The following is a 25,703-nucleotide window of genomic DNA, read 5'->3' on the forward strand; positions in this document are numbered from 1 at the left end:
GGCCTTGGGGGAGCGTCAGGCTGCGCCGTCGACGATCGGGTGTTTGACCACGAAGACATACGACAGCGCGCCGATGACGGTGAAGCATGCGCACAGGGTCAGCGCCAGGCTGAAGGAGTGGGTGGTATCCAGGATCCAACCGGTGATCACCGGCGCGAACGAGGCGAAGATAAAGCTGGCGAAGTTCTGGATGCTGCCCACCGACGCGGTCATGCGCGAGGTCACCGCGACGTGGATCAGCCCCCAGCAGGAGGTGCCGGCAAAGTGGATGCAGAACAGCGCCATGCCGATCAACAGCACCGCGCTGTAGGTGGTGGTCGCCTGTGGGACCACGGCGGTAAAGGAGGCCGAGAGCAGCATGCCGGCCACGATGCAGATCTTGCGGCTTTTCAGCGGCGCCATGCCGCGGCGCACCAGAAAGTCGGTCACGAAGCCGTTCGACAGCATGCCGGCGGCGCCGAACAGGAACGGAATGGCGCTCATCAGGCCGGTGCTTTTCAGGTCCAGGTGGTAGGTGGTCTGCAGGTAGCCGGGCAGCCAGGCCAGATACAGCCAGGCGGTGTAATTGATGCCGCTGAAGCCGATCATCATGCCCCACATGGTGCGGTTTTTGAACAGCGCGCGCCACTCGCGGAAGTTCATCGGCTCCGGCCGCGCGCTGACGCTGCCGGCGTTCAAATAGGCCTGTTCCTGGGCGCTCAGGCTAACGTCCCGGCGGTTGCGGTACAGCATGTACCAGCCGATCGACAGCGCTATCCCCAGCACGCCGATGGTGATGAACATGCCGCGCCAGCCGAAGACCAGCATCATGGCGGTGAGGATTGGCGGGCTGATCGCCAGCCCGATGGTGGAGGCGGCATTGAAAATCCCCATCGGCATGCCGCGATCTTTGATGTTGAACCAGTCGTTGATCACCTTCACGCCGCAGGGGTTCATCGGCGCTTCGCCGATCCCCAGGCCGATGCGCACCCAGATGAACTGGGTGAAGTTGTGGATCATGCCGGACAGCGTCTGGAATACCGACCAGACGAACATGCCCAAGCCCAGCATGATGCGCGGTCCCTTGCGATCCAGCAGCGGCCCGCAGGGCAGTTGGGCGATGCCGTAGGCCAATGAGAACGCCGACAGCAGCAGGCCGATCTCGGTGCCGCTCAGGCCCATTTCCTCACGAATGGTGGAGTTCGCCACTGAGAGCGAGCTGCGGTCCAGAAAGTTAATTATTGCCGCCATAAATAACAGCAGCATGGCCGTGGTTTGAATTTTCTTTATTTTCGCCGAGCGGACCAGCATGCCGGCCGGCGGCATCGGGATCGGGCCGGCCGAATAAGGATCGGCCGCTTCTTTTCCGCGGTTAATGGCGCGACTTCTTTCCATCTTGTCCTCCAGAATTTCGCATTAATAATATTTATTATTCCGGGTATTCCCCTGGACGGTGTGTTGACGAGGGCAGTAGCAGGTGTTCGGCAGTAAGCCTAGATGGCGAAATATATTGGCTGGCGGTTTTGTCGCGGTTCCGTGCGGCGGCCGGTATTTTGCTGCTCTTTATCGGTTTTAAATGACGCAGGGGTGTTTTTTATCGATAAAAAACACCCCTGCGGCTCAGGCGCCGGCCTGATTTATCGAGCGGATCATCGACTGTTTGGCGGTGTCCAGATGGCGGTGCAGACCGCTGATGGCTTCCTGATCGTTGCGGCAGATCAGCGCGCTGAGGATGGTCATGTGTTCGTCGATCGCCACGATATTCCTTTGCTTCAGGTCGGTTTCGTCCCACTGGTAGTGGAAATGGAAAATCACCGAAATGATCTCCAGCGACTGGTTGAAAAACGGATTGTTGGCGGCGGACAGGATCAGCCGGTGGAAGTCGCGGTCCAGCTGCGAGAAACGGCGATAGTTGTCGCTGATGTTTTCCCGCAGCTGGCGGTGACGGCTCAGCAGCTCTTTGGCCTGCAGCCAGCGCTCGTCGTGCCCCGGCAGATTGATAAAGTGGGAAAGGGCGTGCGTTTCCAACATCTGGCGCAGCTCGAACAGCTGCTCGGCGTAGCGCCGGTCAAACTTCTTCATGCTCCACTGCCCGCGCCTGACGCTGTCGATCAGGTTGTAGCGGCTGAAGTGCAGCAGGAACTCCCGCACCACCACCGGGCTGACGTTGACCGCGCGCGCCAGCTGCAGCTCGCTGAAGGCGTCCCCGGCGCGCAGCTGCTTTTGATTGATCATCTGATAAAAGGCTTTTTCGAACTTTTTTCCCTGCTCGTCCAGCGACAGGCTTTGGCAGTCGAAACCGTCCTCCGCCTGCGGCCGGCGTACCACGACATAGTCGTCGCCGACCTTTTCCAGTACGCCGCGCTGGAAGAAATGCGCCAGCGCATGGCGCACGGTGGTGCGGCTGATGTTGTACATCTCGGCCAACGCCGCCTGGGAAGGCAGCGGTGAACCAAGGTGGCCGTTGCTGATGCCGTCGATCATCTGGTTAACCACATTGTGGCGCAGGTTCTGGGTTCTGCTCATGCTGAGTCTCGGGTGTTTTTTATCTATTTAAAACCAATTTAAAGCGGTTTATTTTGTCGTCCCTCACAGATTTTTGTTGCGGCGCGAAGCCCGGCGGTTTTTTTATTTAATAACGTTCTTACCGAGCAAAAGGGGACGTTATGAAAACAATGAAGGTATTAGTGTGCGAGCAACCGACGGAATTGCGCTATCGCCAACGCCCGCTACCCGTTGCCGCTGTGGGCGAAGCGGTAATAAAGATGATTGCCGTGGGAATTTGCGGAACCGATATTCACGCCTGGTCCGGTCAGCAGCCTTTCTTTAGTTACCCGCGCGTTTTGGGCCATGAAATATGCGCCGAGATTGTCAGCCTCGGCGATCAAACGGCCGGCTGGCGAGTGGGCCAGCGCGTCGCGGTGATCCCTTATCTTTCCTGCCGCCGCTGTGGCGCCTGCCTGAGTGGCAAGACCAACTGCTGCGAGAACATTTCGGTGATCGGCGTGCATCAGGACGGCGCTTTCTGCGAGTATCTCAGCGTGCCGGCCGGCAACCTGCTGGCGGTGGACGACGTGGCGCCGGAGGCGGCGGCGCTGATTGAACCGTTCGCCATCAGCGCCCATGCGGTGCGCCGCGCGGCGCTGTCGCCGGATGAGCACCTGTTGGTGGTCGGCGCCGGGCCTATCGGCCTGGGCGTGGCGGCGATAGCCCAGGCCGACGGCGCGCGGGTGGTGGTGGCCGACACCCGCCCCGAACGGCGGCGGCATGTCGAACAGGTGCTGGGGCTGCCGACGCTCGATCCGGCGGCCGACGGGTTCGATGCGGCGCTGCGCGGGCAGTTTGACGGCATGCTGGCGGCTAAAGTGATCGACGCCACCGGCAATCCGCAGGCGATGAACAACGCCGTCAATGTGATCCGCCACGGCGGCGGCATCGTCTTTGTCGGGCTGTTCAAAGGCGACCTGCGGTTCTCCGACCCGGAGTTTCACAAAAAGGAGGCCACCCTGATGGGCAGCCGCAACGCGACGGAAGAAGACTTCGTCAAGGTCGGTCGCCTGATGGCCGCGGGGCGGCTCACCGCCGGGATGATGCTGTCGCATCACTTTGAGTTCGCCACCCTGGCGCAGCATTACGAAGCGCAGGTGATCAATAACACGGCGTTGATTAAAGGCGTTATTCGCTTTTAATCCCCGGTTGTCCTCCGGCTGGGGGAGCGCGACACGCGTCATTTCCCAGCCATAAAACCATCATCCAGATGTCATAAACTTATTCGTTAATAGGTGCCCATAATGATTAGCCACTGAAATCAGAGAAATCATATGGCTCAGGCACTGTTAAAACTTGCACAAACCGACTTTCCAGGGCAGCAACCGCTATCGACACGCAAGGTCTTGTCGGTAAAAGGCTTGGGCAAAGCCTATAAAGCGCAGCAGCGGGTGCTGGACGACATCAACTTCGATCTGCACGCCGGCGAGTTCGTGGCGGTGATCGGGCGCTCCGGCGCCGGCAAATCCACCCTGTTGCACACCCTGAACGGCACCATCCCTTCCAGCTGCGGCGAGATGCTGCACTTTGAAGACGACGGCGTGGCGCAGGACATCGCCCAGCTTTCCGCCCGCCAGATGCGCCAGTGGCGCGCCCGCTGCGGCATGATCTTCCAGGATTTCTGCCTGGTGCCGCGGCTGGACGTGATGACCAACGTGCTGCTGGGCCGCCTCAGCCATACCTCCACCCTGAAGTCCTTCTTCAAACTGTTCGACGACGCCGACCGCGCGCGCGCCATCGAGCTGCTGCAGTGGCTCAATATGCTGCCGCATGCGCTGCAGCGCGCCGAGAACCTGTCCGGCGGGCAGATGCAGCGGGTGGCCATCTGCCGCGCGCTGATGCAGAACCCCAAAATTCTGCTGGCCGATGAGCCGGTCGCCTCGCTCGATCCCAAAAATACCCGCCGCATCATGGATGCGCTGCAGAAAGTCAGCGAGAACGACATCGCGGTGATGGTGAACCTGCACTCGGTCGAACTGGTGCGGGAATACTGCACCCGGGTGATCGGCATCGCCCAGGGCAAAATCGTGTTCGACGGGCATCCGTCGCTGCTGAACGAAAGGATCCTGCACCAGCTGTACGGCGAGGAAGCCAATCAGATCCATTGATTCACTTTTACCTTCACTTTTACCTTTTACACACAAGGCATCGTAATGAAAAAAGTACTGAGTCTGACCCCCCTGATGGCCGGCGCGATGATGGTATTTAATGCTGCCGCGGCGGATGCGCCGAAAGAGCTGAACCTGGGCATTCTCGGCGGGCAAAACGCCACCCAGCAGATCGGCGATAACCAGTGCGTGAAGCAGTTTCTGGACAAGGAGCTGAGCGTCGACACCAAGCTGCGCAACTCTTCCGACTACTCCGGCGTGATCCAGGGCCTGCTGGGCGGCAAGATCGATCTGGTGTTGAGTATGTCGCCATCTTCCTTTGCTTCGGTGTACATCAAGGATCCGAAAGCGGTGGATATCGTCGGCATCGCGGTCGACGACGTCGACCAGTCGCGCGGCTATCACTCGGTGGTGGTGGTCAAAGCCGGCAGCCCGTACCAGAAGCTGGAAGATCTGAAGGGCAAGGCCATCGGCTTCGCCGATCCGGACTCTACCTCCGGCTTCCTGATCCCGAACCAGGCGTTCAAGAAGCTGTTCGGCGGCACGGTCGACAACAAATACGACAACGCCTTCTCCAGCGTGACCTTCTCCGGCGGCCACGAGCAGGACATCCTCGGCGTGCTGAACGGCCAGTTTGAAGGCGCGGTGACCTGGGCGTCGATGATTGGCGACTACAACACCGGCTATACCAGCGGTGCCTTCACCCGCATGATCCGCATGGATCACCCGGACCTGATGAAGCAGATCCGCATCATCTGGCAGTCGCCGCTGATCCCGAACGGCCCGATCCTGGTGAGCAATGCGCTGCCGGCCGACTTCAAGGCCAGGGTGGTTACCGCCATCAAGAAGCTGGATAAAGAAGACCACTCATGCTTTATCAAGGCGATGGGCGGCAAACAGCACATCGGCGACACCACCCTGGCGGAATACCAGAACATCATCGATATGAAACGTGAACTGACCAAAGGCGACCGTTAATTCCCGACCTTGCGTCCTCCAAGGGGCCCGGCGCGCCGGGCCTCTCGTGCCATAAAGATGGAAGACTATTTTGAATAGCGATTTTGCACAGTATTACCAACGGATCCGCGGCAAGCAAAAGCGTGAAGCGCTGCTGTGGTCGCTGGGGCTGGCGGCGCTCTATCTGGGCGCCGGCAACCTCGCCGAGTTCAACCTGCACACCGTCTGGCTGTCCATGCCCCACTTCTTCGACTACCTGGCGGAAACCGTCCCGACGCTGCACTGGCGCCTGCTGTTCGCCGACGGCCATACCGAAGGTTCGCTCGCCTACTGGGGTTATCGCCTGAATATCCAGCTGCCGCTGATCTGGGAAACGCTGCAGCTGGCGCTGGCGGCGACCATTCTGTCGGTGATGGTGGCCGGGGGGCTGGCGTTTTTGGCGGCCAACAATACCCACAGCCCGGCGTCGCTGCGCTGGGGCATTCGCACGCTGGTGGCGTTTTTGCGCACCATGCCGGAGCTGGCGTGGGCGGTGATGTTCGTGATGGCGTTCGGCATCGGCGCCATTCCGGGCTTTCTGGCGTTGGCGCTGCACACCATCGGCAGCCTGACCAAGCTGTTTTATGAATCGATTGAGACCGCCTCCAACAAACCGGTGCGCGGGCTGGCGGCCTGCGGCGCCACGCCGCTGCAGCGCATGCGTTTCGGCCTGTGGCCGCAGGTGAAGCCGGTGTTTTTGTCCTACAGCTTCATGCGGCTGGAGATCAACTTTCGCCAGTCGACCATTTTGGGGCTGGTGGGGGCGGGCGGCATCGGCCAGGAGCTGATGACCAATATCAAGCTCGACCGTTACGATCAGGTCAGCATGACGCTGCTGCTGATCATTCTGGTGGTTTCGCTGCTGGATTACGCCTCGGGCGAATTGCGCAAGCGGGTAGTGGAGGGGAAAAAATGATGTCAGGGCCTGCGGTGTCGGCGGCAACGCTGCACCAGTTGAAGCAACAGCATCCGGAGATTTTCTCCCAGCAGCGGCGCTACCTGCGCACGCTTGGCGTGGCGGCGGCGGCGATCGCGCTGTATTACCTGTTTTTCTTTCAGTTCTTCGGCATTGCCTGGCCGCAGTTCATCAACGGTTGCCAGCAGCTGGGGCGTTACTTCGTGCGGATGTTCGTCTGGCATGATTTCGCCAACTGGCCGTTCATGTACTACTTCCAGCAGATCGGCATCACCATCGCCATCGTGTTCGCCGGTACCTTGACCGCGTCGCTGATTGCGCTGCCGCTGTCGTTCTTCGCCGCGCGCAACGTGATGTCGACGCCGCTGTTGCGGCCGATATCGCTGGTGGTGCGCCGGCTGCTGGACATTTTCCGCGGCATCGACATGGCGATCTGGGGGCTGATTTTCGTGCGCGCCGTCGGCATGGGGCCGCTGGCCGGGGTGCTGGCGATAGTGATGCAGGACGTCGGGCTGCTGGGCAAACTGTACGCGGAAGGGCACGAGGCGGTGGACAAGTCCCCCAGCCGCGGCCTGACGGCGGTCGGCGCCAACGGCCTGCAGAAGCACCGTTACGGCATTTTCACCCAGTCGTTCCCCACCTTCCTGGCGCTCAGCCTGTACCAGATCGAATCCAACACCCGCTCCGCCGCGGTGCTGGGCTTTGTCGGCGCCGGCGGCATCGGCCTGGTGTACGCGGAGAACATGCGGCTGTGGAACTGGGACGTGGTGATGTTCATCACGCTGATCCTGGTGGGTGTGGTGATGATTATGGACAAGCTGTCGTCGATGCTGCGCAATAAGTACATTATCGGCGAAGATATCCCGCTGTATCGGCAAAAAAGCCAAATCGATTGAGAAACCCCTTGCCGATCCCTATACTGCCGCACATATTCCAAGTATGGCGGGTATAGGGCGTGTTTTTCGGTTCACACTGCGCGCCTCTTCCCGGTTTACAAGCTAAAGGAAATTTAACTCCATGATTAACAACGATGTGCTGCGCAGCGTGCGCTACATGCTGAGTATTAACGACGCGAAAATGGTCGAGATTATCAAACTGGATAATTTCGACGTCGAGGTCTCGGCGATGGGCGCTTACGTCATCAAAGAAGGCGAACCGGGGTTTGAAAAGTGCCCGGACGAAGTGATGGCGCATTTCCTGAACGGCCTGGTGTTTTTCAAGCGCGGCAAGGACGACAAATTCCCGGCGCCGGAGATTGAGCTGCCCATCACCAACAACCTGGTGCTGAAAAAGCTGCGCGTGGCGTTCGAGCTGAAAGACACCGATATGCATCAGATTTTCACCGCGGTGGATTTCCGTATCTCCAAGCCGGAACTGAGCGCGCTGTTCCGCAAAGAAGGCACCAAAAACTACCGCCCGTGCGGCGATCAGATGCTGCGTTATTTCCTCAAGGGGCTGGCGCAGCGCATTCGCGGCGCATAAATCCCCCCTCATCCCATCAGGCGCCGTCGCGAGACGGCGCTTTTTTTTTGCACTCTTTTTGTCCGGCCGCTGCGCGCCGCTGGTGCAGTTTTTTTACTTTCGCGTCATAAGTTTTAATTATAATTTATTGAAATCATGAGATTAAAAACTGGCACGCCGGTTGCTCTGTTGAATCCCATCTTGTGTACCAGATGGAATTCAACCCATGACTCAGCCTGTTGATCTCTGCGGTTTCACCCTCGGTGAATGGCAACACCATTATCAAACGTGCCCGGCGGGCGAACGGCTCGCCGGCGTGCGATCCGCGCTGGAGGCGTTGGCCGCCGGCCTGAGCCTGAATGACCGCGCCTGGCTGTATCTGGCTACCCCGGAACAGCGGGAAAGCCAGTATCTGCAGCTGGCGCGGCGGCTGGAAGCGGTCGCCGGCGATCTCAGCCGGTTGCCGCTGTTCGGCGTGCCCTTTGCGGTAAAAGACAATATCGACGTCGGCGGCTGGCCAACCAGCGCCGCCTGCCCGGCGTTCAGCTATCGGGCGCAGGCGGATGCCGCCGTGGTGGCCAACCTGTGCGCCGCCGGCGCGGTGGTGATGGGCAAAACCAACCTCGACCAGTTCGCTACAGGGTTGGTCGGCACTCGCTCGCCGCACGGCGCAGTGGTCAACAGCTTCGACGAACGCTACGTCAGCGGCGGCTCCAGCTCCGGCTCCGCTTCGGTGGTGGCGCGCGGCCTGATGCCGTTTGCTCTGGGCACCGACACCGCCGGCTCCGGGCGCGTGCCGGCCGGTTTCAATAATATCGTTGGCCTGAAGCCGACCAAGGGCTGGTTGTCCAACCGCGGCGTGGTGCCGGCTTGCCGGCTGAACGACGCGGTGTCGGTGTTTGCGCTGACGGTGGCCGATGCGGCGCGGGTGGCCGAACTGGCGGGCGGCTTCGACGCCGCAGATCCTTACTCCCGTTGCAACCCGAACGGCGCGCCGGCGGATATTCCCGCCGCGCCGCGCTTCGCCGTGCCCGATCGGCTGGAGTTTTTCGGCGACGAGCAGGCCGAGCGGGCATTTCACCGGGCGCTGGCCCAGCTGCAGCGCGGCGGTGCCACGCTGGAACCCATCGACTTCACGCCGTTTCGCCAACTGGCGGAGCAGCTCTATTACGGCCCTTGGGTGGCGGAACGTACCGTCGCGGTCGAGGCGATGTTGCAAAACAACCCCCAGGCCATCGATCCGGTGGTGCGCGGCATCGTCAGCAACGGGTTGGCGTACAGCGCCTGCGATGCCTATAAGGCGGAATACCTGCGCGCCGAACTGGCGCGGCAAATCGCGCAGCGGCTGGCGCCGTTCGACGCGCTGGTGGTGCCGACGTCGCCGACCATCCGCACCCTGGCTGAGATGGCCCAGGAGCCGGTGCTGTTCAACTCGCAGTTCGGCACCTACACCAACTTCACCAACCTGGCGGATCTGAGCGCGCTGGCGCTGCCGGCGCCGCTGCGCGAAGACGGCCTGCCCGCCGGCATCACCCTGATTGCGCCGGCCTGGCATGACCGGGCGCTGGCGGCGTTCGGCCAGCGCTGGCAGCGCCGGCAAAACCTGCCGCTCGGCGCCACCGGGCGGGCACTGCCGCCCGAGCCGGCGGCGACACCCTCGACGCAGCATGTGCGGGTGGCGGTAGTGGGCGCTCACCTTAGCGGCATGCCGCTCAATTTCCAGCTGACGCAGCGCGCTGCGGTGCAGGTCGAGCAGACCCTCACCGCGCCGTGCTACCGGCTGTACGCGCTGGCCGATACCCAGCCGCCGAAGCCGGGTCTGGTGCGCGACGCGCAGGGCGCGGCCATCAGCGTCGAACTGTGGGATATCCCGCTGGCGCGCTTCGGCGAGTTCGTGGCCGAAATTCCGGCGCCGCTGGGCATCGGCACGCTGCTGCTGGCCGACGGCCGTCGGGTGAAGGGCTTTATCTGCGAACCCTGGGCGCTGGCAGGCGCCACGGATATCACTGAGTTTGGCGGCTGGCGCGACTATCTCGCCAGCGTTAAGGGGGCATGAACATGTTTACTACCGTATTGATCGCCAACCGCGGCGAAATCGCCTGCCGCGCCATCCGCACCCTGAAGCGTCTCGGGGTGACCAGCGTGGCGGTTTACTCCGACGCCGACCGCAATGCGCCGCACGTGGCCGAGGCCGATCGGGCGGTGGCGCTCGGCGGTGAAAAAGCCGCCGACAGCTATCTGCGCATCGACAAAATCCTGGCCGCCGCGGCCGCCACCGGCGCCCAGGCGATCTATCCCGGCTACGGTTTTTTGTCCGAGAGCGCCGAATTCGCCGACGCCTGCGCCGCGGCGGGCATCGCCTTTATCGGCCCGACGGCGGCGCAGATCCGCGAGTTCGGCCTGAAGCACCGGGCGCGCGAGCTGGCGGCGGTGGCGCAGGTGCCGATGACGCCGGGCACCGGCCTGCTGGACAGCGTGGAGCAGGCGGTCGACGCCGCTGCGCGCATCGGTTATCCGGTGATGCTGAAAACCACCGCCGGCGGCGGCGGTATCGGCCTGACGCGCTGCGATGACGAGCCGGCGCTGCGCGACGCCTACGACAGCGTAAAACGGCTCGGTGAGCAGTTCTTCCGCGACGCCGGCGCCTTTATCGAACGCTTTGTCGATAAGGCGCGCCACGTTGAGGTGCAGATCTTCGGCGACGGCCAGGGCCGGGTGGTGGCGCTGGGCGAGCGCGACTGTTCGCTGCAGCGCCGCAACCAGAAGGTGGTGGAGGAAACCCCGGCGCCGAACCTGCCGGCGGCGACCCGCCAGGCGCTGCATCGGGCGGCGGTCACGCTGGGCGAGTCGGTCGACTATCGCAGCGCCGGCACCGTAGAGTTCATCTACGACGGCGCGCGCGACGAGTTTTACTTCCTCGAGGTCAACACCCGCTTGCAGGTGGAGCACCCGGTCACCGAAATGGTCACCGGTCTGGACCTGATTGAATGCATGCTGCAGGTGGCGGCGGGCGATGCGCTGGACTGGGCGGCGCTGCAGCGCGCGCCGCAGGGGGCGGCGATCGAGGTGCGCCTCTACGCCGAAGATCCGCTGAAAAACTTCCAGCCCAGCCCCGGCGTGCTGACCGAGGTGCATTTCCCCGCCGGAGTGCGCGTCGACGGCTGGGTGGCGACCGGCAGCGAGGTGTCGGCATTCTACGACCCGATGATCGCCAAGCTGATCGTGCACGGGGACGACCGCCGGCAGGCGCTGGAGAAGCTGAGCGCGGCGCTGGACGCTACCCGTCTGCACGGCATCGCCACCAACCTCGATTACCTGCGGCAGGCGATCGCCACGCCGCAATTCACCGCCGGTGAAGTCTGGACCCGCATGCTGGACGGCTTCAGCTTCCAGCCGCACTGCGTCGAAGTGCTGCAGCCCGGCACCTACAGCAGCGTGCAGGACTACCCCGGCCGCCTCGGCTACTGGGATATCGGCGTGCCGCCGTCGGGGCCGATGGACGACTTCGCCTTCCGGCTGGCGAACCGCATCGTCGGCAACCATCCGGACGCCGCCGGGTTGGAGTTTACCCTGCAGGGGCCGACCCTGCGCTTCCACTGCGACGCGGTCATCGCCCTGACCGGCGCCGATTGCCCGGCCGATGTGGATGGCGAACCGACGGCCTACTGGCAGCCGATCGCCGTTCGGGCCGGCCAGGTGCTGACGCTGGGGCGCGCCACCCACGGCTGCCGCACCTATCTGGCGGTGCGCAACGGGTTCGACGTGCCGGTTTATCTCGGCAGCCGCTCCACGTTCGCCCTCGGCCAGTTCGGCGGCCACGCCGGCCGCACGCTGCGGGTGGCGGACATGCTGGCGATCGGCCAGCCGGCGCTGGCGGCCAGCACCACTCCGGCGCCGATCGCCGCGCCGCAGGCAATGGACGCCAGCCTGATCCCGCACTACGACAGCCTGTGGAATATCGGCGTGTTGTACGGGCCGCACGGCGCGCCGGATTTCTTCACCCCGGCGTCGATCGAGCGGTTTTTCGCCGAAGAATGGCAGGTGCACTACAACTCCAACCGCCTCGGCGTGCGGCTGGCGGGGCCGAAACCCGACTGGGCGCGGCAGGACGGCGGCGAAGCCGGGCTGCACCCGTCCAACGTGCACGACTGCGAGTACGCGATCGGTTCGGTCAACTTTACCGGCGATTTCCCGGTGATCCTGACCCGCGACGGGCCGAGCCTCGGCGGCTTCGTCTGCCCGGTGACCATCGCCAAGGCCGAGCTGTGGAAGGTCGGCCAGGTCAAACCGGGCGATCGCATTCGCTTCCATCCGATCGGTTTCAAACAGGCGCAGTCGCTGGAGCAGGCGCAGCTCGGCAGCATTGAAGCGCTGGCGGCGGTGAAGGCCATCACCTTGCCGGCGCCGGACCTGACGCCGGCGGCGACCGTTTCCGCCGCGGTGCTGGCGGCGTTGCCGGCGGCGGAAGGGCGCCCGGCGGTGGTCTACCGCCAGGCGGGGGACGGTTACATCCTGATGGAGTACGGCGACAACCTGCTCGATCTGGCGCTGCGCCTGCGCATCCACCTGCTGATGCAGTCGCTGCGTCAGGAGACGATCCCCGGCGTGGCGGAGCTGGCGCCGGGCGTGCGTTCGCTGCAGATCCGTTACGACAGCCGGGCGATCGGCCAGGCCGATCTGCTGCAGCGCCTGCTGGCGCGCGAGCAGGCGCTGGGCGACGTCAGCCAGCTGAAGGTGCCGACGCGCACCCTCTGGCTGCCGATGGCGTTCGAGGACGGCGCCACGCTGGGCGCGGTGGAACGCTATCAGCAGACGGTGCGCTCATCCGCACCCTGGCTGCCGAACAACGTCGATTTCATCCAGCGCATCAACGGGCTGAGCAGCCGAGAACAGGTGCGCGACATCATCTTCGACGCCAGTTACCTGATCCTCGGGCTGGGAGACGTTTATCTCGGCGCGCCCTGCGCGGTGCCGATCGACCCGCGCCATCGCCTGCTGAGCTCCAAATACAACCCGGCGCGCACCCACACCGCCGAGGGCACGGTCGGCATCGGCGGCATGTACATGTGCATCTACGGCATGGATTCGCCGGGCGGCTATCAGCTGGTCGGGCGCACGCTGCCGATCTGGAACAAATTCCTCAAGAACCCGCAGTTCAGCGCCGGTGAACCCTGGCTGCTGCGCTTCTTCGACCAGGTGCGTTTCTACCCGGTCAGTGAACAGGAGCTGGAGGCGCAGCGGGAAGCCTTCCGCGAAGGGCGCGCGCAGGTGCGCATCGAGGACAGCGAGTTCGACTTCGCCGCATACGCGCGTTTTCTGGCGGACAACGCCGCCGACATCGCCGATTTCCAGCGGCGGCAGCAGCAGGCCTTCAGCCACGAAGTGGCGCGCTGGCGGGCCGATGAGGACGAAGCCGAAGCGCAGCTGCTGCCGCCGGATGACGACGAAGAGGAGATTGACGGCTATCTGGTCAGCGCCGATCTGAACGGCAACGTATGGAAGATCCTGGTGGAGCCGGGGCAAAGCGTGGCGGCCGGGCAGCCGCTGATCGTGGTCGAAGCGATGAAGATGGAGCTGGCGGTCACCGCGCCGCGCGCCGGGGTCGTCAAGCGCATCGGCTGTCAGCAGGGGCGGCCGGTAGGGCCGGGGGATGCGTTGCTGTGGCTGGAACACGCCGGTTGATAACGGCGGGCGCGGCGGGCCGCGCCCGCGGAGAGGGTAACCATGCAAATCACCAACAATCGCGGTAAAGCGCGGCCGGAAGGGCTGGCGGAGCGCATTTACCTGCAGCTCAAGGACGACATTTTCGATTTTCAACTGCTGCCGGGCGATCGCTTCAGCGAGAACGAGGTCGCGATGCGCATGCAGGCCAGCCGCACGCCGGTGCGTCAGGCGCTGTTCCGGCTGGAGCGCGAAGGCTATGTCGAGGTGCATTTCCGCAGCGGCTGGCAGGTGCGGCCGTTCGACTTCGCCTATTTCGAAGAGCTGTACGACCTGCGCATCGTCCTGGAGCGCGAAGCGGTGGCCAGGCTGTGCGCCCGCACCGAGACGCCGCCGGCGTTGGCGGCGCTGGGAAAATTCTGGACCGACGATCCGCGCCTGGCGGACGGCAAGGCGGTTTCAGTGCACGACGAACAGTTCCATATGGCGCTGGTGGCGGCGGCGGGCAACGGCGAAATGGCGCGCATCCACCGCGATCTGACCGAGAAGATCCGCATCATCCGCCGGCTGGATTTCACTCAGGGCGCGCGGGTCGACGCCACCTATAACGAACACGCCGCCATCCTGCGGGCGATCCTGCAACGCCAAACCGGAGAGGCGCAAACGCTGCTCACGCAGCATATCGCCGTCAGCAAGGCCGAAGTACGAAAAATAACCCTGCATATGTTGCACCAGGCGCGATCGCGACAACCTGATCGCGCGGAGTGAATTTTCGCTATCCATTTTTTCACACACATCAGGAGTTTGAATTATGCAACGTCGTCACTTCATAAAAGTTTTTGCGCTGTCCGCCAGCGTGCTCGGCATGGGGATGGCCTGGAGCGCGCAGGCCGCCGACACCATCAAGGTCGGCATTCTGAGCTCGCTGTCCGGCACCATGGCCATCTCCGAAACGCCGCTGAAGGACGTGGCGCTGATGACCATCGACGACATCAACGCCAAGGGCGGGGTGTTGGGGAAAAAATTGGAGCCGGTGGTGGTGGATCCGGCCTCCAACTGGCCGCTGTTTGCCGAGAAGGCGCGCCAGCTGCTGAGCCAGGACAAGGTGGCGGCGGTGTTTGGCTGCTGGACTTCGGTGTCGCGCAAGTCGGTGCTGCCGGTGTTTGAGGAGTTGAACGGGCTGCTGTTCTATCCGGTGCAGTACGAAGGCGAAGAGATGTCGCCGAACGTGTTCTACACCGGCGCGGCGCCGAACCAGCAGGCGATCCCGGCGGTGGAATACCTGCTGAGCGAAGACGGCGGCTCGGCCAAGCGTTTCTTCCTGCTGGGCACCGACTATGTCTACCCGCGCACCACCAACAAGATCCTGCGCGCCTTCCTGCACAGCAAGGGCGTACAGGATAAAGACATCGAAGAAGTTTACACCCCGTTCGGCTACAGCGATTACCAGACCATAGTGGCGAATATCAAGAAATTCTCCGCCGGCGGCAAAACCGCGGTGATCTCCACCATCAACGGCGATTCCAACGTACCGTTCTACAAAGAGCTGGCCAATCAGGGCCTCAAGGCCACCGACGTGCCGGTGATCGCTTTCTCGGTCGGCGAGGAAGAGCTGCGCGGGATCGACACCAAACCGCTGGTGGGCAACCTGGCGGCCTGGAACTACTTCGAATCGGTGGACAACCCGACCAACAAGCAGTTCGTCAGCGAATGGAAAGCCTACGCCAAGGCGCACAACCTGCCGAATTACGCCACGGCGGTGACCAACGATCCGATGGAGGCCACCTACGTCGGCATCCATATGTGGGCGCAGGCGGTGGAGAAGGCCGGCACCACCGACGTCGACAAGGTGCGCGCAGCGATGGCCGGGCAGACCTTCGCCGCGCCGTCGGGCTTCACCCTGACCATGGACCAGACCAACCACCACCTGCACAAGCCGGTGATGATCGGCGAAATTGAAGGCAACGGCCAGTTCAACGTGGTGTGGCAGACCGATGCGCCGGTGCGCGCCCAGCCGTGGAGCCCGTACATTGCCGGCAACGACAAAAAGCCGGATCACCCGGTAAAAGGCGGCAAGTAACAGCCGCCATCCCGCGTTAACGCAATGGGCCGGGCACGCCCGGCCCCCGACAGAAGAGGCTGCCGATGCAACTTCCATTTTTCTTTCATTTTCGCCGCTGGCTTTGGCTGCTGTGCTGGCTGCCGCCGTTCGCGCAGGCCGGGCCGGCCGATGATTTCGCGGCGGCCAACCGCACGCAGCAGGCCAGGCTGCTGCAGGCCTGGGCGGCCGCGCCGGACGCCGCGCGGCTGCCGTTGCTGCAGGCGCTGAAGCAGGAAAACGTGGCGATCGACGAAGCCAAACGCGCCTTTGTCCTGCAGGGCGACGGTTATCTGCCGCTGGAGGGGGACGCGGCGCCGGTCGGCACGCCGAAGAAGCTGTGGCTGAACAACCGCCTGCGCATCCTGATTGCCAATGCGCTGTCGGCGCAGCGGCTGGTCAGCGGGGATCCGGCGCTGCGGCTGCAGGCCGCCAGCGCGCTGCAGCGCGAGGCGCAAAGCGACCAGCTGCCGCTGCTGACCCAACGGCTGGCGCAGGAAAAAGACGCCCGGGTGCGCGAGGCGCTGAGCATTGCGCTGGCGAACCTGCAGCTGAGCGACGCCAGCCCGCAGGTGCGGCTTAACGCGGTGCGGCTGCTGGGGGAGTCGGGCGACCCGGAAACCCAGACCCGGCTGCAGGCGCTGAGCGACGCCGCCCACGAACCGGACGCCGCGGTGCGCGCCGAGGCGCAGCACAGCCTGAGCCGCGTGCAGCACCGGCTGATGATCGGCGATCTGCTCGGCCAGGCGTTTACCGGCCTGTCGCTCGGTTCGATCCTGCTGCTGGCGGCGCTCGGGCTGGCGATCACCTACGGCCTGCTGGGGGTGATCAACATGGCGCACGGCGAAATGCTGATGCTCGGCGCCTATTCGGCCTATCTGGTGCAGGGGGTGTTCCAGCAGCTGGCGCCGCAGTGGCTGGCGCTGTACCCGTTGGCGGCGCTGCCGGTGGCCTTCGCCATCACCGCCGGCATCGGCATGACGCTGGAGCGCACGGTGATCCGTCACCTGTACGGCAGGCCGCTGGAGACCCTGCTGGCCACCTGGGGCATCAGCCTGGTGCTGATCCAACTGGTGCGGGTGCTGTTCGGCGCCCAGAACGTCGAAGTCGCCAACCCTGCATGGCTGTCGGGCGGCGTGCAGCTGCTGCCGAACCTGGTGCTGCCGTGGAACCGCATCGCGGTGATCCTGTTCGTGGTGCTGGTGTTGGCGCTGACCTGGCTGTTGCTGAACAAGACGCGCCTCGGCATGAACGTGCGCGCGGTGACGCAGAACCGCGCCATGGCCGCCTGCTGCGGGGTGCCCACCGGTCAGGTGGACATGTTGGCGTTCGGGCTGGGCTCCGGCATCGCCGGGCTGGGCGGGGTGGCGCTGTCGCAGCTCGGCAACGTCGGGCCGGAGCTGGGGCAGGGCTACATCATCGATTCTTTCCTGGTGGTGGTGCTCGGCGGCGTCGGCCAACTGGCGGGGACGGTGGCGGCGGCATTTGGCCTCGGCATTCTCAACAAGATCCTCGAACCGCAGATCGGCGCCGTATTGGGCAAGATCCTGATCCTGGCGCTGATCGTTCTGTTTATTCAAAAACGTCCCCAGGGGCTGTTCTCTCTCAAGGGCAGGGTGATCGACTGATGAGCCAACCATTGACCGTAACCGGCGCCCAGAAGGCGCCGCGGCTGGCGCTGAGCATCGGCGTGCCGGTGCTGCTGGCGCTGTTGATCATGCCGTTTCTGGCGCTGCTGCCGGCGGATCACCCGCTGGCGATCTCCACCTATACCCTGACGCTGGCGGGCAAAATCCTGTGCTACGCCATCGTGGCGGTGGCGCTCGATCTGGTGTGGGGCTATGCCGGGCTGCTGTCGCTCGGCCACGGGCTGTTTTTCGCCCTCGGCGGTTACGCCATGGGCATGTACCTGATGCGCCAGGCGGCGGGCGACGGGCTGCCGGCGTTCATGGCGTTTCTTTCCTGGAACGAACTGCCGTGGTTCTGGAGCGGCACCCAATACTTCGCCTGGGCGCTGTGCCTGATGGTGCTGGTGCCGGGCCTGCTGGCCTTGGTCTTCGGGTATTTCGCCTTCCGCTCGAAGATTAAAGGGGTGTATTTTTCCATCATGACCCAGGCGCTGACCTACGCCGGCATGCTGTTGTTCTTCCGCAACGAGACCGGCTTCGGCGGCAACAACGGCTTCACCGGCTTCACCACGCTGCTCGGTTTTCCGATTACCGCTACCGGCACCCGGGTGGCGCTGTTCCTGGCGACGGTGCTGCTGCTGGCCGCCAGCCTGGCTCTCGGTTTTGTGCTGGCGCGCAGCAAATTCGGCCGGGTGTTGACCGCGGTGCGCGACGCGGAAAACCGCCTGACGTTTTGCGGCTATGATCCGAAAGGCTTCAAGCTGTTTGTCTGGACGCTGTCGGCGGTGCTGTGCGGCCTGGCCGGCGCGCTGTATGTGCCGCAGGTAGGCATCATCAACCCCGGCGAGATGTCGCCGACCAATTCGATCGAGGCCGCCATCTGGGTGGCGCTCGGCGGGCGCGGCACCCTGGTGGGGCCGCTGCTCGGCGCCGGCATCGTCAACGGCGCCAAGAGCTGGTTCACCATGGCCATTCCCGAATACTGGCAGTTCTTCCTCGGCCTGATGTTTATCCTGGTCACGCTGTTTCTGCCGAAAGGGGTGATCGGCTTGCTGCGCAGGAGGAAAACGCCATGAATGGCCAACAGATTACCGACGAGCTGTTTACCCAGCCGCTGCCGGCGGACAAACGCCGCCGGCAAACCGACCCGGTGCTGGCGCTGGCTAACATCAACGTCAGCTTCGACGGTTTCCGCGCCCTGACCGACCTGTCGCTACGGATCGGCGTCGGCGAACTGCGCTGCGTGATTGGCCCCAACGGCGCGGGCAAGACCACGCTGATGGACGTGATCACCGGCAAAACCCGGCCGGACAGCGGCAGCGTGCTTTACGATCAGACCGTCGATCTGACCCGCCTGGAGCCGATGCAGATCGCCCGCGCCGGCATCGGCCGCAAGTTCCAGAAGCCGACGGTATTTGAGGCGCTGACGGTGTTCGAGAATCTGGAGATTGCCCAGAAAACGCAGAAATCGGTCTGGGCCTGCCTGCGGGCCAGGCTGAGCGGCGAACAGCGCGACCGCATCGACGAAATGCTGCAAACCCTGCGGCTGGACCGCGAGCGCCACCGGCCCGCCGGGCTGTTGTCGCACGGGCAGAAACAGTTTCTGGAAATCGGCATGCTGCTGGTGCAGGAGCCGCACCTGCTGCTGCTCGACGAACCGGCGGCCGGCATGACCGACGCCGAAACCGAATACACCGCCGAACTGTTCCGCTCGTTGGCGGGCAAGCATTCGCTGATGGTGGTGGAACATGACATGGGCTTTGTGGAAACCATTGCCGATCACGTGACGGTGCTGCATCAGGGGCAGGTGTTGGCGGAGGGCTCATTGGCGCAGGTGCAGGCCGACGAGCGGGTGATAGACGTGTATCTGGGGCGCTGAGGAGCAACCGTTATGCTGCAGGTAAGTGAATTAAATCAATATTATGGCGGCAGCCACATCCTGCGCGGCCTGTCGTTCGAGGCGAGGATCGGTGAGGTGACCTGCCTGCTGGGCCGCAACGGCGTGGGCAAGACCACGCTGCTGAAATGCCTGATGGGCCTGATCCCGGCGCGCAGCGGCGGCATCAGCTGGCGGGGCCAGGCGATCAACGGCAAAAAGCCGCACCAGCGGGTGCAGGCCGGCATCGCCTATGTGCCGCAGGGCCGGGAGATTTTCCCGCGCCTGACGGTGGAGGAAAACCTGCTGATGGGCCTGGCGCGTTTTTCCGGCGCCGAGGCGCGCAGCGTGCCGGAGCACATTTATGCCCTGTTCCCGGTGTTGCGGCAGATGAAGGATCGGCGCGGCGGCGATCTTTCCGGCGGGCAGCAGCAGCAGCTGGCGATCGGCCGGGCGCTGGCCTGCCGGCCGCAGCTGTTGATCCTCGACGAGCCGACCGAAGGGATCCAGCCTTCGGTGATCAAGGAGATCGGCGCGGTGATCAAACAGCTGGCGGCGCGCGGCGACATGGCGATCCTGCTGGTGGAACAATTCTATGACTTCGCCGCCGAACTGGCGGACAGCTACCTGGTGATGTCGCGCGGCAGCATCGTGCAGCGCGGCGCCGGCAGCGCGATGGAGCAAGACGGGGTGCGCGGGCTGGTGGCGATTTGACGTTGGGTCAGCTTAAAAAGGATTGGCTGAGCGGATCTCGGGAATGATGCAGCATTCACCTCCCGCCTCTGCTGTCGAAAATAAATCAGGTGGTTGGCGACGGGCAATACCCATAGGCCGGGGCCGATTGCATCGATGTTTCTGCCGAGTGGGTGGTGGCTAAGGTTATCGAAAGCCAGATGGAGGTGCAGCTGGGGGTCTTGCTGTATACGCTGCCCAGCGCGCTGGCGCTGCTGGTTTTGATGCTGCAACGCGATTCCCGCCGACCTGCGTTGGCCCGGGAGTGCGAACGCATTACAGCGTTTTGCTCATATACCAGATGCCTATCGAGCCCTGGGCGCTGGTGTAGCAGGTCTCGCCGCAGATCTGCAGCCCCTGGCGCCGGTAAAAGCGCTGGGCGTCGGTGTTGCGCTGCAACACTTCCAGCCACAGCGTCTTTTGCCGGCGGTCGATGGCCCGCTGCTGTACCTGTTCGAACAGGCGCTGGCCATAGCCGCTGCCGGCATAACCCGGCAAAAAATAGATTTTCTGCAGCTCGGCGCCGCGGGTTTGGGTTGGCGCCAGCAGGCTGTCGAGGTTGAGCCGCGCATAGCCGATCAGCCGCTCCGCTTTATGGCAGAGCAGCCAGCAGACGGCGGGATCTTGCAGCGTTTGGCTCACCACTGGCATTGAGAAGTTTTGCGCCAGAAAGGCGGCCAACTCCGCCGGGTAGCGCCAAAGTTCGCCAAAGTGCGCCTGATAGGTGCGGATGCCGATGTCGCTCACCAGAGCGGCGTCGGCGAGGGTGGCCTGGCGGACAGTGAACATCTGGACCCCTTTGAGTAAGAAAAATTACAGCCGTTGTTCCAGATGCCGGTGGGGCACCATCGCCTGATGCAGAACGGCCAGAACGGTAATGCCGGCTGGGCGGCTGCGGTAGTAGATCCTATGGCTGTCGTAAGGAAAACTGCGTATCTCTTCGCCCAAATCGTGAAAGTGGGCTTTACCCGCTTCCGGCATATCCGCCAGATGATGCATGACATCTCTCAACTGCTCAAGATAGCGACGAGATTGTGCTTTGCCCCAGTGCTCGACGGTGAAATGACGAATAGCCAGCAGATCTTGTTGGGCCTGCGGGATGAGGTGAAACGTGGGCATATCAGTCGGTTTCATCGGTGAGCAGATGGTTGAAGAAGGCATCGCCGTCTACCGCCTTACCCGCGTCTTCCTCGGCGGTGGCCTGCGCGATTTTTTGCTGCAGTGCGCGTAATTTGAGATCTTCCAGCGCCTGGTAGTCTTCTACCGACATGACGACCGCGACCGGTTTGCCGTTGCGATTGATTTGGACCGGTTCACGCTGTGCCTTGAGCAGTAAATCGCCGAATTGGGTTTTGGCCTCGTTCGCGGTGAGTGCGTACATTTAATCGCTCCAGTTAATTAAATCGTTCGATTTAACCATTATACGGTGCGATGAAAAAATCACCAATGTTATTCCGGTGTGCAGGTCTCGTTGGACAGATGCTGCGGCGTTTCGCGCCGGAAGCCCAGGCCGATGATGCGGCCGAACAGGCGCGGCAGCCAGCGGCTGTTGCCGACGCGGGTCATCAGGCTGGAGCCGCCGCCGGTGCGGCGTTTTTTCGGCCGGCGCCGGCTCATTTTAATTTGCAGAAACTGGGTGGCCTTGGTGGGGAAGCTGCGGCGGCGTTGCACCTGCCGCAGGTGCTTCAGCTGCAGGCGGTGCTGGCGCAGCGGCGGAATAATGGCGTTGGCGGTGGCCACCGCATCCTGAATCGCCAGGTTGACGCCGACGCCGCCGATCGGCGACATGGCGTGCGCGGCGTCGCCGATGCACAGCACCCCCGGCTTCGCCCAGCGATCCAGACGATCGATGCGAATGCTTAACAGTTTGACCTGATCCCAGCCGGCGATCTCCTGCAGGCGATCGTCCTGAAACGGCGCCACTTCGGCGATGTGCAGCAGAAACTTCTCCAGGCCACCCTGTTGGATCGTTTCAAAGCTGCCTTTGTCGATCGAATAGCCGCACTGCCAGTAGTCACCCCGATCGATCATGATGAAGTTTTGCTTCGGCCCGGTGTGGCCCATCGACCAGGCCGGATCGCCGGGCAGTTTGCCGAGCTTCATCCACAGCACGTCGCGCGGCGAACCGAACGACTGGCTGCTGAGCGCCGCCTGTTCCCGCACCAGCGAATTGCGCCCGTCGGTACCGACCACCAGCTGACAGCGCACGCGTATCGGGCCTGCCGGGGTCTCGGCCAGCACCCCGCATGCCTGGCCGCGATCGTACAACAGCCGGTGCGCCCGCGCCGATTTGATCAAGGTAAAATTGGGGAAAGCCGCGGCCTGTTCCGCCAGAAAGTTGAGAAACTCCCACTGCGGCATGAAGGCGATAAACTTGCAGCGCGTCGGCAGGCGGGTGAAGTCCGCCAGCGTAATGTCGCGCCCGGCGATCTCGGCGTGCAGCGTTTCGGCGCGCTGGTGCGGCAGCTCGAGCAGCGCATCGAGCAAGCCCAGCTGGTGCATGATTTCCAGCGTGGAAGGATGAATGGTGTCGCCGCGGAAATCGCGCAGGAAGTCGGCGTGCTTCTCCAGCACCGTGACGTTAATTCCCGCTCGCGCCAGCAGGTAGCCGAGCATCAGTCCGGCCGGGCCGCCGCCAACGATGCAGCAGGCGGTGGCGTAAGGTGTGATCGCGGATGGTGACATGGCGGTTGGCTCCGAGAGACGATCCGCATCCGGCAGATGGTCATTGAAAATGCAGTATTGATAATGATTATCAATATCATGTTTGGCTGTCAACCCGCGGCGCAGTGTGGTCAAAAGGAAGACCGGCGCGAAACCCGCAGGGAGGGTATTGAAAGACGTTGACCCGCAGAGCGCGACGCGCCATCTTTAAACGGTAAAATTCGGCATTATTCAGGCTAACAGTTCGCAAAATCAGGATGGTCAGCATGCGGCGAATTACCTTCGATCTCGAGGACTTGCGCAGCTACGTCACCGGCGTTGAGCTGGGCAGCTTCGCCAGAGCGGCGGAGCGGCTGGGGCGCTCAACCTCGGCGGTCAGCGCGCATTTGAAAAAGCTGGAGCAGCAGGTGGGCGCGCCGATCCTGCGCAAGGCCGGGCGCGGCATGGTGATGACCGAGGCCGGCGAAACGCTGCTTGGCTACGCGCGGCGCCTGTTGGAGCTGAACGACGAGGCCGCCGCCGCGGTGCGCGGGCTGAATTTGCAGGGGACGGTGCGGCTGGGGCTGCAGGAGGACTTCGGCGAAACCTTCTTGCCGCAGGTGCTGGGCAGCTTTGCCCGCGCCAATCCCAAGGTGCGCATCGAGGCGCGCATCGCCCGCAACGCCGAACTGATCGAATGGGTGGTGAAAGGCCAGCTGGACTTGTCGCTGGCCTGGGATGGCGGCCTGCGTTCGCCGTTTCATCAGGCGCTCGGGCAGCGGCAGCTGCGCTGGATAGCCTCGCCGAACTTTGACCCGGCGCCCTGGCAGAGCGGGGATGAACCGCTGCCGCTGGTGATGTTCGATGCGCCCTGTCTGATGCGCAGCGCCGCCATCCAGGCGCTGGATGGCGCCGGCATTCCGTGGCGCATCGCTTTTACCAGCCGCAGCCTGAACGGCATTTGGGCGGCGGTCAGCGCCGGGCTGGGCGTGACGCTGCGCACCGACGCCGGGCTGCCGCCGGGCCTGGCCCCGCTGGCGCCCGGCGTGCTGCCGCCGCTTGGCCAACTCGGCGTGGTGTTGCATCGCGCCGAGGATCATCCCTCCGCCGCCATCCAGCGGCTGGCGCAAATCGTGGTCGAGCGGATTAACGGTTAATCCTGTTCGATCGGCTGCCGGCCGCTCAGCGCGCCCCATTCGGTCCAGGCGCCGTCGTACAGTTTGACCTGCGGCGCGCCGAGCGACAGCAGGCCGAACGCCAGCACCGCCGCCGTCACGCCGGAACCGCAGCTGGTGACGATCGGGCCATTGATGTCTACCCCCTTATCGCTGAAGGTTTGCTTTAGCGCCGCCAGCGATTTGAAACGGCCGTTTTCCAGCAGCTCGCCATAGGGAATATTGATGCTGCCGGGAATATGCCCGCGGTGCAGGCCCGGGCGCGGTTCCGGCGCTTCGGCGTAGAAACGCGGCGCGGCGCGGGCGTCCAGGATCTGCACTTCGCTGTTCAGCGCCTGTTCCACCTGCTGCATATTCACTACCGCGTCGGCGTTGAAGCGGGCGTTGAAGGTGCGCGCCGTCGGCTGCGCCGCACCGGTTTCCAAAGGTTGGCCCAGCGCCGTCCAGCCGTTCAGGCCCTCGTCCAGCAGGTAAACCTGCCGCGCGCCGAAGTTGCGGAAGGTCCACCAGCCGCGCGGCGCCGAAAACTGATTGCCCTCGTCATAAAACACGATGCGCTGTTTTTCGCTGAGGCCCAGCCTGCCGGCCGCCGCGGCGAAAGCCTCCGCCGTCGGCAGCATATGCGGCAGATCGGTATTTTTGTCCGCCACGTCATCGATGTCGAAGTACACCGCGCCCGGAATATGGCCGCGTTCGAATTCGGCGAGCATGTCTTTTTTCGGCGTCAGGCCAACAGGGGACATCCTGACGTCGACCACCGCCAGATCTTCATCGTTGATATGTTGCGCAAGCCATTGGGGAGTAACCAGAAAAGGAGAGTTCATCGTCATTGTTCGCCTGTGGTGAAAACGGATTTTCACTATACACCAGGGGGCGAGGGGATGGGGTATGATGAGCGGCATTGGTGGCGGACAATTTGAGGTGGCATGGCTAACGCAAGCTTCGGCGGGGCGAAAATCGCGCTGCGCTGCGACGATCGATTGCTGGTGTATCAACGCGATGACAAGCCGGGCATTCCCTGGCCCGGTCTCTGGGATCTGCCCGGCGGCGGGCGCGAGAACGGCGAAACGCCGCTGCAGTGCGTGCGGCGCGAAACCTGGGAGGAGTTCGGCCTGCTCATCGGCGCGCGGCAGGTCGGCTGGCGGCGGCGCTACGACGGCATTTTCCCCGGCTATCCGCCGACCTGGTTTATGGTGGGCGATATCCGGCCGGAGCAGATCGCCGCCATTCGCTTTGGCGATGAGGGGCAGGATTGGCGGATGATGCCCATCGCGGAGTTCATTCACCATCCGCAGGGCATTGCGCACCTGCAACGGCGGCTGGCCGAATACCTGATACAGCGGGATTAACGGCCGTCCTCATGCGCAATCCGGGCGATCAGCGCCGGCAGTTGACGGTCGGAAAACACCTCGACGCCATGCTGGCGCAGCAACTCGGCGGTGACGCCGCTGCCGGCTCGGGTTTGCCCGCCGAACGTGCCGTCGTAGATGAATCGGCTGCCGCAGGAAGGGCTGCCGTCGGTCAGCAGGGCGAAACGGCAGCCGTGGCGGCGGGCGGTTTCCAGCGCCAGATGCGCGCCGAGCAGGTATTGGCTGGTGACGTCGCCGCCGCCGGATTCGATGACCCGCGCCCGCAGGGCGATCACCGCGGCGCCATCGCCCTGCGGGGTGATTTCCGCCGCGGGGCGCGGGGTGGAAAAACCGGCGGCCAGTTCGGGGCAGCACACCACCAGGCGGCCTTCGTGTCGCCAGCGCTGCAGGGTGGCGTCGATCAGGGGTTTGTCGGATCCGTTGTAGCGAACTTTAAAGCCGGCCAGGCAGGCGCTGAGGAGAATGTTTGACGGCATGATGTCGGTCTCTGTCGCAGTGGCGAAAGCGCGGGCA

Annotated in this window: 25 protein-coding genes; 16 read left to right on the forward strand and 9 right to left on the reverse strand. The window is 63.6% G+C overall.

Annotated features, from left to right (window positions below; genetic code table 11):
• Positions 1 to 15: 15 nt before the first annotated feature.
• Positions 16 to 1,374 carry an MFS transporter gene (locus D7I37_RS14690; protein WP_061797699.1) on the reverse strand — a complete coding sequence of 453 codons (1,359 nt, stop codon included), beginning with the start codon at positions 1,372 to 1,374 and terminating at the stop codon, positions 16 to 18.
• Positions 1,375 to 1,599: 225 nt separating this feature from the next.
• Entirely contained in the window at positions 1,600 to 2,505 is a 906-nt protein-coding gene (locus tag D7I37_RS14695; RefSeq protein ID WP_061797697.1) for a GntR family transcriptional regulator, read from the reverse strand.
• A 140-nt stretch (positions 2,506 to 2,645) separates the two neighbouring features.
• Here D7I37_RS14695 and D7I37_RS14700 point away from each other — a divergent pair, with 140 nt between their 5' ends.
• The 14 genes from D7I37_RS14700 (at position 2,646) to urtE (ending at position 19,984) form a co-directional block, all read left to right on the forward strand.
• Entirely contained in the window at positions 2,646 to 3,668 is a 1,023-nt protein-coding gene (locus D7I37_RS14700; protein ID WP_165283102.1) for a zinc-binding alcohol dehydrogenase family protein, read from the forward strand.
• Between the two features lie 132 nt (positions 3,669 to 3,800).
• Entirely contained in the window at positions 3,801 to 4,634 is an 834-nt protein-coding gene (gene phnC / locus D7I37_RS14705; protein ID WP_095096391.1) for a phosphonate ABC transporter ATP-binding protein, read from the forward strand.
• A gap of 45 nt (positions 4,635 to 4,679) precedes the next feature.
• Positions 4,680 to 5,612: a phosphonate ABC transporter substrate-binding protein gene (gene phnD / locus D7I37_RS14710; RefSeq protein WP_061797692.1), complete on the forward strand. Its 933-nt coding sequence runs from the start codon at positions 4,680 to 4,682 to the stop codon at positions 5,610 to 5,612.
• Positions 5,613 to 5,682: 70 nt separating this feature from the next.
• A complete protein-coding gene (phnE, locus tag D7I37_RS14715; protein WP_061797690.1) occupies positions 5,683 to 6,546 on the forward strand; it encodes a phosphonate ABC transporter, permease protein PhnE in 864 nt (287 codons plus the stop codon).
• Positions 6,546 to 7,442, forward strand: coding sequence for a phosphonate ABC transporter, permease protein PhnE (phnE, locus tag D7I37_RS14720; protein WP_371415260.1), 897 nt, complete (start codon positions 6,546 to 6,548; stop codon positions 7,440 to 7,442). The genes phnE (D7I37_RS14715) and phnE (D7I37_RS14720) overlap by 1 nt, the downstream gene beginning before the upstream one ends.
• Positions 7,443 to 7,563: 121 nt before the next feature.
• Positions 7,564 to 8,028: a DUF1456 family protein gene (locus D7I37_RS14725; RefSeq protein WP_061797688.1), complete on the forward strand. Its 465-nt coding sequence runs from the start codon at positions 7,564 to 7,566 to the stop codon at positions 8,026 to 8,028.
• Between the two features lie 205 nt (positions 8,029 to 8,233).
• The gene (atzF, locus tag D7I37_RS14730; protein WP_061797687.1) at positions 8,234 to 10,063 is read left to right on the forward strand and encodes an allophanate hydrolase; all 1,830 of its coding nucleotides are present in this window, start codon (positions 8,234 to 8,236) and stop codon (positions 10,061 to 10,063) included.
• A 2-nt stretch (positions 10,064 to 10,065) separates the two neighbouring features.
• Positions 10,066 to 13,689 (forward strand): urea carboxylase, encoded by a 3,624-nt coding sequence (gene uca / locus D7I37_RS14735; protein WP_129543919.1) that lies wholly within the window; start codon positions 10,066 to 10,068, stop codon positions 13,687 to 13,689.
• 42 nt (positions 13,690 to 13,731) lie between these two features.
• Positions 13,732 to 14,436, forward strand: a complete 705-nt coding sequence (locus D7I37_RS14740) for a GntR family transcriptional regulator (protein ID WP_095096394.1) — start codon at positions 13,732 to 13,734, stop codon at positions 14,434 to 14,436.
• 43 nt (positions 14,437 to 14,479) lie between these two features.
• Positions 14,480 to 15,748 (forward strand): urea ABC transporter substrate-binding protein, encoded by a 1,269-nt coding sequence (urtA, locus tag D7I37_RS14745; protein WP_061797684.1) that lies wholly within the window; start codon positions 14,480 to 14,482, stop codon positions 15,746 to 15,748.
• Between the two features lie 65 nt (positions 15,749 to 15,813).
• Positions 15,814 to 17,394 (forward strand): urea ABC transporter permease subunit UrtB, encoded by a 1,581-nt coding sequence (gene urtB, locus D7I37_RS14750; protein WP_129543920.1) that lies wholly within the window; start codon positions 15,814 to 15,816, stop codon positions 17,392 to 17,394.
• On the forward strand, positions 17,394 to 18,470 hold the full coding sequence (urtC, locus tag D7I37_RS14755; protein ID WP_129543921.1) for an urea ABC transporter permease subunit UrtC: 1,077 nt from the start codon (positions 17,394 to 17,396) through the stop codon (positions 18,468 to 18,470). The genes urtB and urtC overlap by 1 nt, the downstream gene beginning before the upstream one ends.
• A complete protein-coding gene (gene urtD, locus D7I37_RS14760; protein ID WP_129543922.1) occupies positions 18,467 to 19,273 on the forward strand; it encodes an urea ABC transporter ATP-binding protein UrtD in 807 nt (268 codons plus the stop codon). The genes urtC and urtD overlap by 4 nt, the downstream gene beginning before the upstream one ends.
• 12 nt (positions 19,274 to 19,285) lie before the next feature.
• The gene (gene urtE / locus D7I37_RS14765) at positions 19,286 to 19,984 is read left to right on the forward strand and encodes an urea ABC transporter ATP-binding subunit UrtE (RefSeq protein WP_061797679.1); all 699 of its coding nucleotides are present in this window, start codon (positions 19,286 to 19,288) and stop codon (positions 19,982 to 19,984) included.
• A 294-nt stretch (positions 19,985 to 20,278) separates the two neighbouring features.
• On the opposite strand, the gene D7I37_RS14770 is transcribed toward urtE, so the two are convergent.
• From D7I37_RS14770 to D7I37_RS27055, 5 genes are all read right to left on the reverse strand, one after another.
• A complete protein-coding gene (locus D7I37_RS14770; RefSeq protein ID WP_095096406.1) occupies positions 20,279 to 20,791 on the reverse strand; it encodes a GNAT family N-acetyltransferase in 513 nt (170 codons plus the stop codon).
• Positions 20,792 to 20,815: 24 nt separating this feature from the next.
• The gene (locus tag D7I37_RS14775) at positions 20,816 to 21,121 is read right to left on the reverse strand and encodes a type II toxin-antitoxin system RelE/ParE family toxin (protein ID WP_237648800.1); all 306 of its coding nucleotides are present in this window, start codon (positions 21,119 to 21,121) and stop codon (positions 20,816 to 20,818) included.
• 1 nt (position 21,122) lies between these two features.
• Positions 21,123 to 21,383: a type II toxin-antitoxin system Phd/YefM family antitoxin gene (locus tag D7I37_RS14780; protein WP_061797675.1), complete on the reverse strand. Its 261-nt coding sequence runs from the start codon at positions 21,381 to 21,383 to the stop codon at positions 21,123 to 21,125.
• Positions 21,384 to 21,451: 68 nt separating this feature from the next.
• Positions 21,452 to 22,687: an FAD-dependent oxidoreductase gene (locus D7I37_RS14785; RefSeq protein WP_095100057.1), complete on the reverse strand. Its 1,236-nt coding sequence runs from the start codon at positions 22,685 to 22,687 to the stop codon at positions 21,452 to 21,454.
• Positions 22,688 to 22,763: 76 nt separating this feature from the next.
• On the reverse strand, positions 22,764 to 22,934 hold the full coding sequence (locus tag D7I37_RS27055) for a hypothetical protein (protein WP_165283103.1): 171 nt from the start codon (positions 22,932 to 22,934) through the stop codon (positions 22,764 to 22,766).
• On the opposite strand from D7I37_RS27055, the gene D7I37_RS14790 reads away from it, so the two are divergent.
• Positions 22,933 to 23,802, forward strand: coding sequence for a LysR substrate-binding domain-containing protein (locus D7I37_RS14790; RefSeq protein WP_061797801.1), 870 nt, complete (start codon positions 22,933 to 22,935; stop codon positions 23,800 to 23,802). The two genes, D7I37_RS27055 and D7I37_RS14790, sit on opposite strands and share 2 nt — an antisense overlap.
• Here the strand turns inward: D7I37_RS14790 and sseA are convergent.
• Complete coding sequence (gene sseA / locus D7I37_RS14795; protein ID WP_061797673.1) at positions 23,799 to 24,644, reverse strand: 3-mercaptopyruvate sulfurtransferase; 846 nt, start codon at positions 24,642 to 24,644, stop codon at positions 23,799 to 23,801. The two genes, D7I37_RS14790 and sseA, sit on opposite strands and share 4 nt — an antisense overlap.
• A gap of 102 nt (positions 24,645 to 24,746) precedes the next feature.
• Between sseA and D7I37_RS14800 the strand changes: the two genes are divergently transcribed.
• Entirely contained in the window at positions 24,747 to 25,169 is a 423-nt protein-coding gene (locus D7I37_RS14800) for an NUDIX hydrolase (RefSeq protein ID WP_061797671.1), read from the forward strand.
• On the opposite strand, the gene D7I37_RS14805 is transcribed toward D7I37_RS14800, so the two are convergent.
• Positions 25,166 to 25,666: a DUF523 domain-containing protein gene (locus tag D7I37_RS14805; RefSeq protein WP_061797670.1), complete on the reverse strand. Its 501-nt coding sequence runs from the start codon at positions 25,664 to 25,666 to the stop codon at positions 25,166 to 25,168. The two genes, D7I37_RS14800 and D7I37_RS14805, sit on opposite strands and share 4 nt — an antisense overlap.
• Between the last annotated feature and the right edge of the window lie 37 nt (positions 25,667 to 25,703).

It is taken from the genome of Serratia sp. 1D1416, from assembly GCF_003641105.1.
Classification (GTDB): domain Bacteria; phylum Pseudomonadota; class Gammaproteobacteria; order Enterobacterales; family Enterobacteriaceae; genus Serratia; species Serratia ficaria.

Excerpts from the sequence above, each read along its gene's own strand:
- atzF (WP_061797687.1), top strand. The coding sequence starts at position 8,234 with ATGACTCAGCCTGTTGATCTCTGCGGTTTCACCCTCGGTGAATGGCAA.
- D7I37_RS14775 (WP_237648800.1), bottom strand. The coding sequence starts at position 21,121 with ATGCCCACGTTTCACCTCATCCCGCAGGCCCAACAAGATCTGCTGGCT.
- sseA (WP_061797673.1), bottom strand. The coding sequence starts at position 24,644 with ATGAACTCTCCTTTTCTGGTTACTCCCCAATGGCTTGCGCAACATATC.
- D7I37_RS14790 (WP_061797801.1), top strand. The coding sequence starts at position 22,933 with ATGCGGCGAATTACCTTCGATCTCGAGGACTTGCGCAGCTACGTCACC.
- urtB (WP_129543920.1), top strand. The coding sequence starts at position 15,814 with ATGCAACTTCCATTTTTCTTTCATTTTCGCCGCTGGCTTTGGCTGCTG.
- D7I37_RS14700 (WP_165283102.1), top strand. The coding sequence starts at position 2,646 with ATGAAAACAATGAAGGTATTAGTGTGCGAGCAACCGACGGAATTGCGC.
- D7I37_RS14690 (WP_061797699.1), bottom strand. The coding sequence starts at position 1,374 with ATGGAAAGAAGTCGCGCCATTAACCGCGGAAAAGAAGCGGCCGATCCT.
- D7I37_RS14740 (WP_095096394.1), top strand. The coding sequence starts at position 13,732 with ATGCAAATCACCAACAATCGCGGTAAAGCGCGGCCGGAAGGGCTGGCG.
- D7I37_RS14725 (WP_061797688.1), top strand. The coding sequence starts at position 7,564 with ATGATTAACAACGATGTGCTGCGCAGCGTGCGCTACATGCTGAGTATT.
- D7I37_RS14695 (WP_061797697.1), bottom strand. The coding sequence starts at position 2,505 with ATGAGCAGAACCCAGAACCTGCGCCACAATGTGGTTAACCAGATGATC.
- D7I37_RS27055 (WP_165283103.1), bottom strand. The coding sequence starts at position 22,934 with ATGCTGACCATCCTGATTTTGCGAACTGTTAGCCTGAATAATGCCGAA.
- D7I37_RS14770 (WP_095096406.1), bottom strand. The coding sequence starts at position 20,791 with ATGTTCACTGTCCGCCAGGCCACCCTCGCCGACGCCGCTCTGGTGAGC.
- phnE (WP_371415260.1), top strand. The coding sequence starts at position 6,546 with ATGTCAGGGCCTGCGGTGTCGGCGGCAACGCTGCACCAGTTGAAGCAA.
- urtC (WP_129543921.1), top strand. The coding sequence starts at position 17,394 with ATGAGCCAACCATTGACCGTAACCGGCGCCCAGAAGGCGCCGCGGCTG.
- D7I37_RS14780 (WP_061797675.1), bottom strand. The coding sequence starts at position 21,383 with ATGTACGCACTCACCGCGAACGAGGCCAAAACCCAATTCGGCGATTTA.
- D7I37_RS14785 (WP_095100057.1), bottom strand. The coding sequence starts at position 22,687 with ATGTCACCATCCGCGATCACACCTTACGCCACCGCCTGCTGCATCGTT.
- phnD (WP_061797692.1), top strand. The coding sequence starts at position 4,680 with ATGAAAAAAGTACTGAGTCTGACCCCCCTGATGGCCGGCGCGATGATG.
- phnC (WP_095096391.1), top strand. The coding sequence starts at position 3,801 with ATGGCTCAGGCACTGTTAAAACTTGCACAAACCGACTTTCCAGGGCAG.
- uca (WP_129543919.1), top strand. The coding sequence starts at position 10,066 with ATGTTTACTACCGTATTGATCGCCAACCGCGGCGAAATCGCCTGCCGC.
- urtE (WP_061797679.1), top strand. The coding sequence starts at position 19,286 with ATGCTGCAGGTAAGTGAATTAAATCAATATTATGGCGGCAGCCACATC.
- D7I37_RS14805 (WP_061797670.1), bottom strand. The coding sequence starts at position 25,666 with ATGCCGTCAAACATTCTCCTCAGCGCCTGCCTGGCCGGCTTTAAAGTT.
- urtA (WP_061797684.1), top strand. The coding sequence starts at position 14,480 with ATGCAACGTCGTCACTTCATAAAAGTTTTTGCGCTGTCCGCCAGCGTG.
- urtD (WP_129543922.1), top strand. The coding sequence starts at position 18,467 with ATGAATGGCCAACAGATTACCGACGAGCTGTTTACCCAGCCGCTGCCG.
- D7I37_RS14800 (WP_061797671.1), top strand. The coding sequence starts at position 24,747 with ATGGCTAACGCAAGCTTCGGCGGGGCGAAAATCGCGCTGCGCTGCGAC.